Here is a 14078-nt window from a genome sequence, read left to right as displayed (position 1 = left end):
ATCACTACTTTTGTCTACCATGGAGGAAGTTGCTTTTGAATGAAGAAATACAATTAGTAAAGGGAGGGAGTTTGAATGGAATTAAAGACACATGAAGTGGCAAAAGAATTAGGTATGGCACCAAGAACGGTTCGTAAGTGGGTCCAAAAATACGAAATCCCTTGTCGCAAAAATGATTATGGCCATTATGTTTACGATGAAGAAGCATTGGCACGCCTTGAAACACTAAAAGCGAACTCTGAGGTGGCAGGTGCATTGGACGTCGATTTCGAAACAGATAGCAAAGAAGTACACTTAGAAAACATGAATGTTCGAAGTGAAAAGAGCAAAGCATTTGACCATCAGCTGGTAACTTTGGCTGAGAGAGTGAGCAGAACAGAGCAAATGATTCAGCAAAAGGCTGATGAGGTGGTATCCTATCAACTGCTGCAACAGAGGAAAGAGATAGAAGAACTTACAAAGAAAGTGGACAGACTAGAGAGTATGTTAGATCAATTGCAAGCCCCCGCAAAAAAAATGGAACCCCCACTTATCTTTGACCAACCTCCACAACAAAAGCGCCGCAATGTATTTCGTTCCATATTTGGATTATAGAAGAAGCTGCCATGATGCTTGAATGGTCAGCTTTTTTTTTTTATCTCATCCAAGGCAATCGTAAATTCTTTAATGAGCAATAATTGTTTAGATTCGTTTAATTTCGACTCAATTATTCGTTTAACCGCTAAATAATATTTTTCTATCGGTTGTTTTCTCGTTCTTGGGTGTGTCAATTCATCCCTTAATTCCCTTCTAATCGCCTGTTGCACTAGTTCCTTTTCATTACAACCATCTATGCTCTCCAAGGAGCGGTTATTCCATAGGAGCCTATATGATTCTAGTAATTCACCTTTTTCCTGCATAATCTTTCCTCCTTATTTCTACATTTTTCTTTATAATTGTATAGAATTTTCTTTCAATTTATGGTACTTTGTAAATGAATAAAAGTACATATAGCATCCGGGTAAGGGGTCTCGTCATGAACTTTTTGAAAGATATTTTATTGCAACTGTTTTTTTTGTTCGTTCCTCTTCTTTTATACTATTCATTGGTACATAAGCGTTATAGGAAGCCTTCAGAATTTAGAAGGCAGCTCGCAGCCTTTTTTTATTGTACCATTTCAGCCCTTCTGTGTTCGACATTTCCTATACTTGTCGCAAGTGACACCACTTTTTACTTAAGTGGTATTCCCGTTATCATGTCCATTTTATATGGTGGGTATCTGGCTGGAATATTGACGGTCATTGCTTTATTTATCTATCCTTTATTTTTTCCATCGCCCATTAACTACTTACACGCTTATTTCCTAATCCCTTTTCTATCTGTTTTACCATTATTGATTCAAGCAAAGTGGGGGGAGTATTCAAACTCTCTCAAATACTTATTGATTTCAACCATTGCCGGGATTGGAGCGATATTACATGGCATTACTTTTGTGATTTTAGACAAAGAATGGATGAGTATCGTAAGCACAGATATCGTGTTTATTGGCTCTACTTTGCTTTTATTTTACGTAGTTGAGTATTTTTGTGGATTAGATCAATTACAGAATCAATATAAAAAACTGAAAAAGCTCTACCATATCAACACCATTGCTGACGAAGTATCCAAAGAGTTTCAACAACCCTTAACCATGGTGAAAGGATTTATTCAATTGCTTGGAGCAGAACACAATAGGGCCAATAAGGAGTATGTCCCCATTATTTTGACAGAGCTCAACCGTGCCGAAAAAATAATTGATTCCTATATTAAACTCGCGAAGACAGAAACATTCTCTTCAAGGCCACTATCGTCAAAGGAATTACTTGATCTTGTCGCATCAGACATCCAAATATATGCAAACAGTCATAACATTCATTTTCAAATTAACAGCGAGCGGAACCTAAGGTTAAATGGAAACTTGAATTTACTTGCAGAATCAATCTCAACTATCATTAAATTTTGTATCCCTACAAATGACGAAGCAAATAAACGCCTTCTACTTAACCACTATCTTCAGTACCCAGAAGTAATATTCGAGTTAGTCATAAAAGACGGGAACGCTGAAAAAGATCCAATAAAAACATTGCTTCAATTGCAAGATTTACGTCCAAATGAAGAAGATACCGCTCTCTATTCTGCCTATACGATCTTACTCGCTCATGGCGGGGATCTTCAATATCGAAATCAGTGGTTTAGAAAGTCCATCATTCTCACGTTACCCGCCCAAGTAAAAAAAAGTGACCTCGTCACCAGCAACGTTATTCGTACTAACTAAGAATATTAAAAGATATATAGCTGTGGATTGGAGCAAAAGGCGAAGACTCCTGAGGGAGTTAGCGCTAGGTGGAGACCCCGCAGGCAAAGCCGAGGAGGCTCCACCAGTGCCCCTAGGAAAGCGAAGCCATTTGCGGAGATCAACAGCGGTGTTTCACAAAATTTTAATTAAATGACCAAATAGAAATCCTGTAATAGAACCAAAAATGCTAAAGCTTAGATAAACAAGGGCATTTTGATACTTTTTATCCATGACTAACTGTACAGCTTCCACACTAAAAGTGGAAAAAGTCGTAAATGCACCAAAGAAACCAAAACCAAGAACAACAAACAAAGCGTCGTTAGAAAGATTCTTTGAATCTAGATTCCCAGTTAGCAAGCCTAATCCAAAAGAACCTAAGATATTTACAATGAGCATTGCTATCGGGATCCGCGGGGAGGGAAACTTTTTCATAAGCGCCAATCCAAGCAAAAATCTCAACATGGCCCCAGCACCACCCCCAACGGCAAGTAAAAAATTCAAGGCCGTTTGACTCATACTAACCTCCTAGCGGAATGTCCTAGTAGAAGGCCAAGGAAAGCAAATAATAGTCCACCTGCAATGGAAGAGAACAGATAAATAGAAACAGTGAACATGGTAGATTGTTCCTCAAGTAAAAATACATCTGCAGCTAAAGTAGACATCGTTGTAAAACCGCCACACAATCCAGTACCAAACCCAACTTTCATATATTCTTTTACTTTTCTTTGGATAATCCATCCTGTAAAGGTACCCAATAAGAAGCTTCCGACGAAATTCACAAGAAGTGTTCCTACTGGAAAAACAAAGTCAGCAGTACCTAAAGTAACCCAATACCTTAACAGGGTACCGATTGCACCGCCTAAAAAAACTGCCAGTATATTTTTCATCGTCATACTATCACCTGCTCTTTCACCCTCCAAAAAGGGGGAATTTGTATGTAGGTTATCCCATTTATTATAAACAAAAAAAGAGTGAAAACCTATGCAAGGGTCATCACTCTTTCGTTAAACTTATTTAAATTTCCACTTTTTCCTTTTCTGGTTCAAAATAAGCACGGATAATAATTTCCAATATTTCTTTTGTCATGTTCAAGTGAGAAATAGGACTACCTTTTAGTAGTTTTTGAGTATTTCGATCTGCAAATGAAATACTGCGATCAAGATATGGACCAAATACATCAATCATACTATTCAACTGTAATTCCACTGGTGTTAAGGAGAACTTAGTATCTTTCTCATAGATCCCCAGTGAATGGAAATGCAGGTGCTCTTTTATTGTCTCAAGTATTTCCCTGTTGGTTGGCGGCGTGGGATTGGTAATATTGTAGATGGTGTTCTTCTCCGCTTTTTGAGCTGCAATTGTTAAAATATCGGCTACATAATCAACGGGAACCAGATTGGATGTACCATCTTTGGAACCAACCAGGTGGACTTTTTCCTCGTAATTTTTGCGCTCAAGTTTTCGTTTGAATAGCTCGAGACCTCTCATGAATCCGTAAAGGGTAAAGTTTGAGTCCGCTTCACCAGTCTTAGAATCTCCTACAATGATAGCAGGCCTAAAGATGGAAACGTCCAATTTGCCCTGATATCTCATTACTTCATGTTCTGCAAGGGCCTTGCTCTCCTCGTATGGATTATTGAAGTTCTGTTGTAAGTTATAAAGTTCTTCCTTACCTGCATTAGATACTCCCACCGTGTAAGCGGTGCTAACGTGAATAAATTTTTTCACCCCAATGGAAGCAGCAACCTCTAAAGCATGTTTCGTTCCCTGATAATTCATTTCCATAAGTGTGTCCCGTAAATGATGATCGAATTTTACCAATGCTGCAAGATGGTAGAAAATATCGATTTTGTTGGTAAGTGCAGCAAGTTGATCAGCTAATAAACCAAATTCCGGCTTCACAATATCTCCATTTAGAATGGTAACCCGCTCTTGTAAAGAAACAGGCAAGTCTTCTTTTAATGCCGTTGCTTTTTTCATGTTTCTAGCTAATATATAGACCGTGTGCTCTCCTTCCAAGAGGTTGCGAATCAGCCTTCCCCCTAAAAATCCAGTAGCACCAGTTAAGAATATGTTCATTGAAGTCCTCCATTGTTGAAGATGATTTTTCAATCAAATCTATTACAATAGTAATATAGATTGTACACGAAATCAAAACATGGAAAAATTTGAAGAAGCATATCATTAGTAGAGGTCTGTGAAACGCTTACGTTATAATAGGAATAACGACATAAAAAAGGAGTCTGTGATGAGTAAAAAATTCTGGGGTCTACTTCTTGTAATCGCTTGTCTTGCCGCCTACTTCTTTATACCCAATATGTATGCCACAGTAACACAAAAATCTGTTGGGAGTTTACCTTATGAGCTGGAGGAAAGCGAAAACATTGCCTATGCCACATTTGCAGGTGGCTGCTTCTGGTGTATGGAACCGCCATTTGAAAAGCTTCCCGGTGTATACGAAGTGGTTTCAGGATATACCGGTGGAAGTGTGAAAAACCCTGCCTACAATGAGGTCACAACGGGAGAGACAGGTCATGTGGAGGCTGTCATTGTTTCCTATAATCCTAATGTCATAAATTATGAAACTTTGTTAGACGTTTTCTGGAGACAAGTCGATCCAACTGATGACAAGGGACAATTCGTCGATAAAGGGACTCCTTATCGGTCTGAAATCTTCTATCATAGCGAAGAGCAGCAGCAACTCGCCGAGAAATCAAAAGAAGAGATTATCGCCTCTGGGCGTTTTGATCAACCAATCGTGACGGAGATCAGGGCAGCAGAAACCTTTTATATAGCAGAAGACTATCATCAAGATTATTATCTTATAAACCCTGTCCGCTATGACTTTTACCGAGACAACTCGGGACGTGACGAGTTTCTTGATAAAGTGTGGGGAGAAGACCGCAATGTCACTCCGGAAATAGAGGATGATGGCACAACCCTTCTCCATCTATCTAAAGATGAATTACGTTCCGTTTTAACTGCTGAACAGTATTACGTCACGCAGGAGGATGGAACGGAAGAACCTTTCAATAATGAATATTGGGACTTTGAAGGAGAAGGCATTTATGTGGATTTAATTTCAGGGGAGGCATTGTTCAGTTCTACCGACAAATATGATTCTGGGACAGGTTGGCCAAGTTTTACCAAACCGTTAGTAGCAGAAAATATAGTGGAGCTTGAAGACCGCAGTCTTTTCTCTGTACGAACCGAAATCCGCAGTAAATTAGGCAACGCGCACTTGGGACATGTTTTTGATGACGGACCCGAGCCAACAGGCTTAAGATATTGTATGAACTCTGCTGCGCTCCGATTTGTACCGAAAGAACAACTTGAAGCAGAAGGATACGGGGAATTTCTGGAGTTGTTTGAATAAGCAAGAAACCCACTCTACCTTATGGTGAGTGGGCTTCTTTTATTTAATATCTTTCAGTTTTTTAGACTTTTCCGTACAGGCTTCCATTGCAGAGACTACCGCAGCTCGGAAGCCTTTCTTTTCCAATGTTGTGACAGCCTCAATCGTAGCTCCACCCGGGGTACACACATTGTCCTTTAGCTCCCCGGGATGATTGCCTGTTTCAAGGACCATTTTCGCGGCACCAAGGACGGCCTGGGCTGCCATTGTATAAGCTTGGCTTCTTGCAATTCCCTGCTGGACCGCCCCATCCCCCAACGCTTCAATAAACATATACACATAGGCCGGCGAGGATCCGCTTACAGCAGGAACAGCATCCATCAGCTTTTCAGGTAGTACCTCTGCTTTGCCAAAGCTTTCAAAAAGGCTGATGACGTTTTGTAGTTCATCATCATTCACTGACTCATTTGCACAAATCGCACTCATGCCCTCCCCTACCAAGGAAGGTGTATTCGGCATTACACGAACCGCTTTAATAGTTTTCCCGAAAGTCGACTCAAGAAAATCCAATGAGATCCCAGCAGCAATGGTAATGATGACAGCGTCACTTTTCACTACGTCAGAAATTTCTTCTATTACCTCTTTGTGCAGATCTGGTTTCACAGCCAAAATTAGCATATCTGCTTTTTTAGCTACTTCCCTGTTTTGAATAGTTGTTTTAATAGCATACTTAATTGCCATCTTCTCTATCGTTTCTCTTGTTTTGGCACTGGCAAATATTTGATTGGCAGGAACAAGCTCTGACTTTATGAGTCCACCGATAATAGCCTCAGCCATCTTTCCACTACCGATAAACCCAATTTCTTTATTCAACATTATGTATCACTTCCTAAACGTTCTGCTTTGAATTATATAAAAATCATATAAAGAAAGCTACCCATGGATAGCTTTTGATTAAGGAAAAAACGCTTAGATGTTTTGCCACAGAATCACTTATGACTCCCGGTATATACAAAAACTCCTAAACTTTGTCCTCACTGACCCCCTATGACTCCCGGGCATCACCAAAACTCCTGAACATTGTCCTCATTGACTCCCTTGAATTGCCGTATTCATCAAAAATTTTCATGGACTTATCACATAAAAAGCCCTGGCATATACCAGGGCTATAAAAAATATTAAGCAGAGAAAACAATATCTACATTTTTCTCTACAACTACTTTTTGTATTCGATGCTTTTTCACTTCTTCTATGTGAATGACGAAGCTTTCACACTCCACTCGTTCTCCTTTTTTTGGAAGATATCCGAGCATATCTGAAATCCAACCACCTAATGTGTTAGCGGTGGATTCTACTACTTCAAGTTGTAGTAGCTCCGAAAATTCTTCCACAGGAAGACGTCCATCCATACGGAATTTCAATTCATCGAGGACTTCTACCAAGTTTTCATTTTCGTCATGCTCATCCCAAATTTCCCCAACAATCTCTTCTATAATATCTTCAATTGAGATGATACCCGCAGTTCCACCATACTCATCGAGAACAATGGCCAGATGATTTTGTGAAGTCTGCAGCTCTTTAAGAAGGTTAGATATTTTGGCAGAACCGATGACAAAAAACGGACTGCGTGCAATTTCTCTTAATGAAAAGTTCGGGTTCTGCACATATTGGGCAAAGAAATCTCTATGTGAAATCACTCCAATTATATTATCTATGGACCCTTGATATAAAGGTAAGCGTGAATATTGCTCTTTTATAAAAATGTCTTTGATTTCTTCAATAGACGTATCCTCCGAGATGGCTACTACATCAGGTCTTGGCGTAAGGATATCCTTCACGACAATATCATCAAACGCTATTGCATTGTGCAGCAGTTCTCGTTCTTGTGTGAGAAAAGTCCCTTCTTCTTCTCCAATTTCTACCATTGCTATTACGTCTTCTTCTGTTACAGTAGGCTCCTCCTTATCTGCACCAAGAAGTTTTTTGATGCCTACTTTTAATTGGACGAACAACCATGTAATTGGATAAAAGAGTTTCATGACTGTCATTAAAGAAGCAGATATTACAAGTAAATATTTTTCTGCATATTGTTTTGCTAAAGATTTCGGCAAAATCTCCCCAAAAACAAGGACTACTATCGTAATAATTGCTGTCGTGATTGCTAATGTACTGCCATCAGGGCCGTATAGTTGCGTAGCAATGTTTGTAGCTATAGCTGCCATTGCTATATTGACAATATTATTACCTATTAGGATTGTAGAAACACTTTGATCAAAGTTTTCTGCCATGTTTAATGAGCGTTTTGCTCTTGCATTGTTGTCTGCCTGATTACGTAGTCGCACTTTGTTCACGCTCGTAATAGCCGTTTCAGATGCCGAAAAATATCCTGATAATATTAACAATGCCCCTAATAAAATTATCGAGTCATAGGGTATACTATCCAAGTTCTCATCACTCTCCTACATATATATATAATAAATATATTTTGAAACGGGAAATTTAGCAATAAAAAAGCAGAAAAACACATAAAAATTTTGTATTTTTCTAATAATTTGTTTCTATTGAGAATGTGAAAAAGCCATGTTATAATTATCTTGAATTCAAGATATTTTAAGTAAAACCATATTTATAAAAGGAGTGATAACCTATGGAACTGTTAGGTTTACACCACGTTTCTTTATTAACTGCCAAAGCAGAAAAGAATTATCATTTTTTTACAGAGGTTCTTGGAATGCGACTTGTTAAAAAGACCGTCAATCAAGATAACACCTCCTCTTATCATCTGTTTTATGGTGATGCAGAAGGAAATCCGGGAACAGAGATTACCTTTTTCGATATACCTGGTCTAGGCAGAACGCATGAGGGAGTTTCAAGCATTTCTTCAACCTCCTTGCGGGTGGCAACAACTGAATCACTTCGCTTTTGGCAACAGAGATTTCAAACATTCAACATAAAACAAGAAGAAATAAAACAGCGTGCAGACAGGGACTCTTTAGCGTTTGAAGATTATGAAGGAACCAAACTATTATTAGTGGCTGATAACGGGGAAAAGGGTGTTCCAGCAGGAGTTCCATGGGAAAAGAAAGACATTCCGAAAGAACATGCCATTATTGGACTTGGACCAGTAACGTTGACGGTTAAATCTGCTCTGCCAACCACAAGCATCTTAACGAATGTGCTTGGCTTTCAGCATAAAGGGTCATATCCCTCTCTTAAAGGGGAGTTTCCTGCCATTGAAGTATATACAACAGGGGCAGGCGGGCCAGGAGCAGAAGTGCATATTGAGACAAGGCCTGATCTTCCACCTGAAAAAATTGGACGTGGTGGCGTACATCATGTAGCATTCCGCGTTCCAAACAAAGAGGAGTTCCAAGAATGGGTACAAAGGGTGAGAGAAACCCGCCTTCCGAACTCAGGAGAAGTTGAGAGATATTATTTTAAGGCACTCTACTTTAGAGAGCCTAATGGGATTCTTTTTGAACTATCCACAGACACTCCCGGGTTCAGTGCAGACGAGCCTTTAGAAACAATGGGAGAAAAGCTTGCACTTCCTCCATTTTTAGAACCAAAAAGAGAAGAAATTGAGGCAAGTTTACGACCACTGGAAATAATCTAAATAGAAAATGGAGCTGAAATCAACCAGTCGATTTCAGCTCCATTTATTTATGACACGCACTTTTTTTAAGCCTTCTCTTCCAATTCCTTTTTATAAAGAATACCTAACACAAGAACAGAAATAATGGGAGCAAGTGCTACAAGTGCAATCATTCCAAACCCATCAGTCAAAGGGTCACTTCCCTCTGTAACAGATGCAACTCCTACCGCCATGGAAAGAATAAAGGTAACCGTCATAGGTCCAGTTGCAACTCCCCCGGAATCAAAGGCTATACTGACGAAGATTTTTTTGGTGAAAAATAGAAGGATAAATGCGATAAGGTAGCCTGGTATGATGTAATACCATATAGAAAAATTGAACTGGATACGGAGCATGGATAAAGCGATAGCTACCCCTACTCCAACAGACAGAGTTAAAAGCATCGCTTTCTTTGATATATATCCATCCGTGACATCAGATACCTCTTTATTCAACACCCTTACAGCAGGTTCTGCTATCGTGGCAACAAAACCAAGAACAAAACCAATCGGAATCAAGATCCAAGAATAATTCATATCTCCAAGGTTCTCCCCCATCTTTTCTCCTATTGGCATAAAACCTATATGAACTCCTTGAAGGAATAACGCCAGTCCTATGTAAGAAAACGCAAAACCAAACAAAATTTTCTTTAGTTTATCCCAGTTTAGTTTTAAAAAAATGAATTGAAAAACGAGGAAAAATATTAATAACGGCACTAATGCAAAGGTTACCTCAAGAAGCAGCGCACCAAAACCCTTAAAGATGTCGTGAATCATTGATAAATCACCCCTAATAATAGAACTGCAAGGATTGGCCCGATGGAAGCTAATGCAACTAATCCAAAGCCTTCGCTTGATGATTCATTTTTTCTCATTACAGATGCAACACCGACTCCCAAAGCAAGGATAAACGGTACGGTAAGCGGACCTGTCGTTACCCCGCCAGCATCAAATGAAATCGGAACAAATGTATCCGGAGTAACGAATGCAAGTAGAAAAACAAGCAAATAAGCAGGCATCATAAGATAAGGCAGTTTTATTTTATAGATGGTTCTTACCATCGCCAGTGCCACGAATATCCCTACTCCCAGTGCAACGGAAAGGATTAAGACAGTCGAGGTAATCTTCCCCTCAGATACTTCATCCACCTGTGTTGCCAACACCCTCACATCAGGTTCTGCCACAGTGACTGCGATACCTAACAATAGCCCGACAACAATGATCAGCCACTTTTTCTTTGGTTTTGGGAGAGCCTTTCCAATCATCTCTCCAACAGGTAAAAGTCCTATATTGACCCCCATCAGAAAGAACATTAATCCTAAGGTGACCATCAAAAGCCCTATTAAAAATAAAAGGAACTTCTCAAAAGGAAGTCCTATTAAAAAGATTTGAAGTAAAATGATTACCGCTGATACTGGTAATATTGCCAGAAAAGATTCCTTCACTGAATCTATTATATCCTCCATATCCTCACTCCCGCTCTTCTATCTCTTTTTATTTTTTTACCCAATTGTTCCTATTACATAACTGAACAATGTTCCAAGAAAAAGAATTTTTTTGAAAGCGCTGACAAGTTTAAGCCTATACACATATAGTGTTAGCAAAGAAAAAGGAGGGTGTTATATGGAAAGAATCATTCTGTTTTTCGCTGCCATGCTAGCAGGTTTTGCGCTTCTTAGAGTACCAATGACAGGAACGTTTGCTGCTCTTGAGCCGATCACTAGTATTTTAGGCGTCATTACCGTTCTAGTATTCTCACTTGCCTTAATCTATAGAGGGGTACGAAACCTCATAAATCGATAATTATTTGTGTTATAATTTTTAATAGTCTAACAAGTCCCGGAGCCGTGCACACTCCGGGATTTTTTATTAGGGAGTGGAATCAAATGGATGAAATAATCATGGCCTTTCCTTCTAGAGATACCATAGATACAGTGGCAGCTTTTATTGCAAGGCTTAATAGACAAGCTCACAGCCACATCGGATATTGCGGCCGACAACCTGAAGAGATAGCCTCCACTTTAAGGAATGATTTTACAGATATACCATTCGAAAAAGCTTTCATATTAGCCTATGAGGAAGAAACATTGATTGGGGTGATTGGATTTGATGCTGATATTGAGCAGAAATCTGCAGAAGTCTGGGGCCCCTTTTTAGAAGCTAATCAGCAAGAACCAGTTTACCTTTTATTTCAGCAAATGATGCAACTCATCCCATCAGCAATAGAGAAACTTTGCATGTTTCCCAACAAAGAGAATAATTTAGCAGCTTCAGTCACAACTGCGTTTAACTTCTCGAAACAAAGCGAACAGGCTATTTTGATATTGAGACAAAACGATTTCATAACAACTCAAAATTCTATGCTACCCATACTTCCGGAGCATCACTACAGCGAGATGATCAACCTGCACAACTTGGTTTTTCCTTATACATATTATAACGGAGAACAGATTCTTAACCGCATTGGTGAAAATAGGCAAGTATTTCATGTGGAAAAAGAAGGAAGGTTAGCCGGGTACATTTATGTGGAGGTTGAACCTGAGTTTTCTGAAGCAAGTATTGAGTTCTTTGCAGTCGACAAACGTTATCGTGGACAAAGCATAGGTACAGAACTTTTAAGAATTGCAGTTTCTTGGATTTTTTCATTTAATGAAATAAAAGAACTACAATTGTGTGTGAATACCACCAATAGTTCAGCAATACATCTATATCAAAAAGCAGGTTTCCAGCTTGTTGATGAACTATATTTTTTTCAGAAAGAGCTGAAGGATCATGTTTGACCTTCAGCTCATTTATAAAAATGCCCTCTTCATTGCTTGCAATCTTTTTAAACAAGTTTAATTTTATTGCCTGAAGGGTCCTGTACAAAGTGTTGGCCATCCAACATCTCTACTTTATAACCTAATGATATCAATCTATCAACTGTAGCCAACTTCTTTTCTTCACTTGAAAACACCAAAGAAAACCAAACAAGTCCTACCGAATTCCTCTCAGGTGCCGGTGCTCCAATTCCATTCCATGTATTCAGACCAATATGGTGATGATATCGTTCCGTTGAGATGAACAAAGCCTGGCCTCCATAGCGAGTGACCACTTCAAACCCGAGCCCTTTTGTATAAAACTTCTCGGTATCTTTAAGTTCAGAAACGTGAAGGTGAATATGCCCCATGACTGTTTTTTTAGGAAGACCATCCCATTTGGTCTCTTGACCTTCTTTTAACAAGCCTTCCACATCAAGTGCTATTGATGCCATCTCCACTTCTGTTCCATTCCAATTCCAATCCTCAGCTGGACGATCCCTGTAAATTTCAATCCCATTTCCATCCGGATCCGCCAAATACAATGCCTCACTGACAAGGTGATCTGAAGCCCCTTGGAGGCGGACACCATTGGCGATAAAATGGTGGATGATGCTTCCTAGGTCAGCTCTTGATGGTAATAGAAGCGCAAAATGATAAAGGCCGGTAGTACGTTGCTCCTTTGGTTTAATATCATTTGGTTGTACTATAGTCAACAAGGGAGTCTGGCCATTTGCCGAAAATACAGCTTGGGAATCTGTTTGTTCTAATAGTTTAAAACCTATTATTTTTGTATAAAAGTCAACAGAGCGTTGAAGATTTTCTACATTTATCATGACGTCCTGCACATAAGTGGTAGGACTTTGATGGAAGTGTTTCATATATAAGTACCTCCTTGCAGTTAATTTTACTTTGAAATTAAATATCTCTAATTAAAGATATTTTACCACATTTGTTTCTAGATAGATACACTGACTTCTAATTATTGAGAAAATAGGGTATGACTACATAAGCCACACCCTACTTCACTTTCTTTTATACGAGCTGATTTTCCTCTTTCACTTTACTCCAAAGGTCCTCTGTCCCAGCTGCCCGCTTGATTGTATTAATTGCACCTTGATGCAAACCCTCATGCCATATCGCAAAGCTCAGCAGCTCCCCAAGCGTTATAAGCTCATGGTCCCCCAGTTTGAATGGCTGTTGAATCGGTTCTTCCAGTTTCCCAGCGAAGTCTTCTTGAATACGACTAGGCTGTTCAACTAAATAGTCCCTAATCTCTTGCAAGGTAGGACCCTCTTCCTTCCATTGATGAGGGCTTGAACCCATTGCAAACAATTCAAGATAATTCTTTGGTGCATGGTGTTCCTCTCCAATGAACGAATAGAGCAATGTATCTTGGGAAACAAAAATATGTCCCAAATTCCACCTGATTGAGTTTTTCACATTTCCCGGCATCTCATCTGCTAAATGCTCTGTTGTGGCATCAAGGGCCGCAATGGTTCTCTTGCGTACAAACTGCAATTGCTTAAATAACATTTCTTCCATCTTTTCATCTCCACTTCAATATTTTTTCATGACCATGTTCCAAGTATCCAACCCATTAGTGTAAAAGTAACAATATGATATCCTGCATCAATAAAAAACAGTTTCAACGGTTTACGCTCAAATAGATACGTGATACCCAAAGCTGCCGATACATAGAATGCACCTGCCATAAAACCGGCAAACAAACCAAAACTCCCCGTACTTTCAGGGCCAATAAACATTGCTAATGAAAAAGAAATTATTATAGCCAAAATAAAAGCTCCACCAAATACTCTACCTGCTGACTTTCTCAATTTGTCTTCTGTAAAGTTATGTATCACCATCCAAGCCTTCCCGAAAAGAACCGTATACCAAAGCCCGCCAACGAAAAAAGCTGATAGAGCCGAAACCAGCACAGCCCAGTAGTTGATGTCAACCAAAATATTTTGCATCT

Annotated in this window: 17 protein-coding genes; 6 read left to right on the top strand and 11 right to left on the bottom strand. The window is 39.3% G+C overall.

The window, feature by feature from the left end:
• Positions 1-75 precede the first annotated feature (75 nt).
• Positions 76-594: a MerR family transcriptional regulator gene (locus tag FZC76_RS18320; protein WP_148989621.1), complete on the top strand. Its 519-nt coding sequence runs from the start codon at positions 76-78 to the stop codon at positions 592-594.
• A gap of 26 nt (positions 595-620) precedes the next feature.
• Here the strand turns inward: FZC76_RS18320 and FZC76_RS18315 are convergent, their stop codons facing one another.
• On the bottom strand, positions 621-899 hold the full coding sequence (locus tag FZC76_RS18315; protein ID WP_148989620.1) for a hypothetical protein: 279 nt from the start codon (positions 897-899) through the stop codon (positions 621-623).
• A 116-nt stretch (positions 900-1015) separates the two neighbouring features.
• Between FZC76_RS18315 and FZC76_RS18310 the strand changes: the two genes are divergently transcribed.
• A complete protein-coding gene (locus FZC76_RS18310; protein ID WP_148989619.1) occupies positions 1016-2293 on the top strand; it encodes a histidine kinase dimerization/phospho-acceptor domain-containing protein in 1278 nt (425 codons plus the stop codon).
• Positions 2294-2446: 153 nt separating this feature from the next.
• Here the strand turns inward: FZC76_RS18310 and crcB are convergent, their stop codons facing one another.
• From crcB to FZC76_RS18295, 3 genes are all read right to left on the bottom strand, one after another.
• The gene (gene crcB / locus FZC76_RS18305) at positions 2447-2830 is read right to left on the bottom strand and encodes a fluoride efflux transporter CrcB (RefSeq protein WP_148989618.1); all 384 of its coding nucleotides are present in this window, start codon (positions 2828-2830) and stop codon (positions 2447-2449) included.
• Complete coding sequence (locus FZC76_RS18300; protein WP_148989617.1) at positions 2827-3207, bottom strand: fluoride efflux transporter FluC; 381 nt, start codon at positions 3205-3207, stop codon at positions 2827-2829. Before FZC76_RS18300 ends, crcB begins: the two co-directional genes overlap by 4 nt.
• Before the next feature lie 121 nt (positions 3208-3328).
• A complete protein-coding gene (locus FZC76_RS18295) occupies positions 3329-4393 on the bottom strand; it encodes an SDR family oxidoreductase (protein ID WP_148989616.1) in 1065 nt (354 codons plus the stop codon).
• Positions 4394-4562: 169 nt separating this feature from the next.
• On the opposite strand from FZC76_RS18295, the gene msrA reads away from it, so the two are divergent.
• On the top strand, positions 4563-5690 hold the full coding sequence (gene msrA, locus FZC76_RS18290; RefSeq protein WP_148989615.1) for a peptide-methionine (S)-S-oxide reductase MsrA: 1128 nt from the start codon (positions 4563-4565) through the stop codon (positions 5688-5690).
• 39 nt (positions 5691-5729) lie between these two features.
• Here the strand turns inward: msrA and proC are convergent, their stop codons facing one another.
• The gene (gene proC, locus FZC76_RS18285; protein WP_148989725.1) at positions 5730-6542 is read right to left on the bottom strand and encodes a pyrroline-5-carboxylate reductase; all 813 of its coding nucleotides are present in this window, start codon (positions 6540-6542) and stop codon (positions 5730-5732) included.
• A gap of 305 nt (positions 6543-6847) precedes the next feature.
• Entirely contained in the window at positions 6848-8113 is a 1266-nt protein-coding gene (locus FZC76_RS18280) for a hemolysin family protein (protein ID WP_148989614.1), read from the bottom strand.
• A gap of 203 nt (positions 8114-8316) precedes the next feature.
• Between FZC76_RS18280 and FZC76_RS18275 the strand changes: the two genes are divergently transcribed.
• Positions 8317-9285 carry a ring-cleaving dioxygenase gene (locus FZC76_RS18275; RefSeq protein WP_148989613.1) on the top strand — a complete coding sequence of 323 codons (969 nt, stop codon included), beginning with the start codon at positions 8317-8319 and terminating at the stop codon, positions 9283-9285.
• A 65-nt stretch (positions 9286-9350) separates the two neighbouring features.
• Here FZC76_RS18275 and FZC76_RS18270 read toward each other — a convergent pair whose 3' ends face one another.
• Both FZC76_RS18270 and FZC76_RS18265 read right to left on the bottom strand, forming a co-directional pair.
• On the bottom strand, positions 9351-10079 hold the full coding sequence (locus tag FZC76_RS18270) for a DUF1538 domain-containing protein (RefSeq protein WP_148989612.1): 729 nt from the start codon (positions 10077-10079) through the stop codon (positions 9351-9353).
• Positions 10076-10768, bottom strand: coding sequence for a DUF1538 domain-containing protein (locus tag FZC76_RS18265; RefSeq protein WP_148989611.1), 693 nt, complete (start codon positions 10766-10768; stop codon positions 10076-10078). The genes FZC76_RS18270 and FZC76_RS18265 overlap by 4 nt, the downstream gene beginning before the upstream one ends.
• 157 nt (positions 10769-10925) lie before the next feature.
• On the opposite strand from FZC76_RS18265, the gene FZC76_RS18260 reads away from it, so the two are divergent.
• Positions 10926-11105 (top strand): hypothetical protein, encoded by a 180-nt coding sequence (locus FZC76_RS18260; protein WP_060666998.1) that lies wholly within the window; start codon positions 10926-10928, stop codon positions 11103-11105.
• An 83-nt stretch (positions 11106-11188) separates the two neighbouring features.
• Positions 11189-12082, top strand: a complete 894-nt coding sequence (locus FZC76_RS18255) for a GNAT family N-acetyltransferase (protein ID WP_148989610.1) — start codon at positions 11189-11191, stop codon at positions 12080-12082.
• A 47-nt stretch (positions 12083-12129) separates the two neighbouring features.
• On the opposite strand, the gene FZC76_RS18250 is transcribed toward FZC76_RS18255, so the two are convergent.
• The 3 genes from FZC76_RS18250 to FZC76_RS18240 all read right to left on the bottom strand — a co-directional run bounded on the left by FZC76_RS18250 (position 12130) and on the right by FZC76_RS18240 (position 14076).
• Entirely contained in the window at positions 12130-12981 is an 852-nt protein-coding gene (locus tag FZC76_RS18250; protein ID WP_148989609.1) for a VOC family protein, read from the bottom strand.
• A gap of 154 nt (positions 12982-13135) precedes the next feature.
• Positions 13136-13645, bottom strand: a complete 510-nt coding sequence (locus tag FZC76_RS18245; protein ID WP_148989608.1) for a DinB family protein — start codon at positions 13643-13645, stop codon at positions 13136-13138.
• 26 nt (positions 13646-13671) lie between these two features.
• Complete coding sequence (locus FZC76_RS18240) at positions 13672-14076, bottom strand: DUF1761 domain-containing protein (protein ID WP_262372730.1); 405 nt, start codon at positions 14074-14076, stop codon at positions 13672-13674.
• Between the last annotated feature and the right edge of the window lie 2 nt (positions 14077-14078).

The sequence above is a fragment of the Sutcliffiella horikoshii genome (assembly GCF_008180725.1).
GTDB lineage: Bacteria > Bacillota > Bacilli > Bacillales > Bacillaceae_I > Sutcliffiella_A > Sutcliffiella_A horikoshii_B.
Note: the sequence above shows the minus strand (reverse complement) of the source record. Positions and strands in the feature narration are given on the sequence as shown.

Excerpts from the sequence above, each read along its gene's own strand:
- FZC76_RS18255 (WP_148989610.1), top strand. The coding sequence starts at position 11,189 with ATGGATGAAATAATCATGGCCTTTCCTTCTAGAGATACCATAGATACA.
- FZC76_RS18300 (WP_148989617.1), bottom strand. The coding sequence starts at position 3,207 with ATGACGATGAAAAATATACTGGCAGTTTTTTTAGGCGGTGCAATCGGT.
- FZC76_RS18320 (WP_148989621.1), top strand. The coding sequence starts at position 76 with ATGGAATTAAAGACACATGAAGTGGCAAAAGAATTAGGTATGGCACCA.
- FZC76_RS18310 (WP_148989619.1), top strand. The coding sequence starts at position 1,016 with ATGAACTTTTTGAAAGATATTTTATTGCAACTGTTTTTTTTGTTCGTT.
- FZC76_RS18275 (WP_148989613.1), top strand. The coding sequence starts at position 8,317 with ATGGAACTGTTAGGTTTACACCACGTTTCTTTATTAACTGCCAAAGCA.
- FZC76_RS18245 (WP_148989608.1), bottom strand. The coding sequence starts at position 13,645 with ATGGAAGAAATGTTATTTAAGCAATTGCAGTTTGTACGCAAGAGAACC.
- FZC76_RS18265 (WP_148989611.1), bottom strand. The coding sequence starts at position 10,768 with ATGGAGGATATAATAGATTCAGTGAAGGAATCTTTTCTGGCAATATTA.
- FZC76_RS18270 (WP_148989612.1), bottom strand. The coding sequence starts at position 10,079 with ATGATTCACGACATCTTTAAGGGTTTTGGTGCGCTGCTTCTTGAGGTA.
- FZC76_RS18260 (WP_060666998.1), top strand. The coding sequence starts at position 10,926 with ATGGAAAGAATCATTCTGTTTTTCGCTGCCATGCTAGCAGGTTTTGCG.
- FZC76_RS18315 (WP_148989620.1), bottom strand. The coding sequence starts at position 899 with ATGCAGGAAAAAGGTGAATTACTAGAATCATATAGGCTCCTATGGAAT.
- crcB (WP_148989618.1), bottom strand. The coding sequence starts at position 2,830 with ATGAGTCAAACGGCCTTGAATTTTTTACTTGCCGTTGGGGGTGGTGCT.
- FZC76_RS18240 (WP_262372730.1), bottom strand. The coding sequence starts at position 14,076 with ATGCAAAATATTTTGGTTGACATCAACTACTGGGCTGTGCTGGTTTCG.
- FZC76_RS18295 (WP_148989616.1), bottom strand. The coding sequence starts at position 4,393 with ATGAACATATTCTTAACTGGTGCTACTGGATTTTTAGGGGGAAGGCTG.
- msrA (WP_148989615.1), top strand. The coding sequence starts at position 4,563 with ATGAGTAAAAAATTCTGGGGTCTACTTCTTGTAATCGCTTGTCTTGCC.
- FZC76_RS18250 (WP_148989609.1), bottom strand. The coding sequence starts at position 12,981 with ATGAAACACTTCCATCAAAGTCCTACCACTTATGTGCAGGACGTCATG.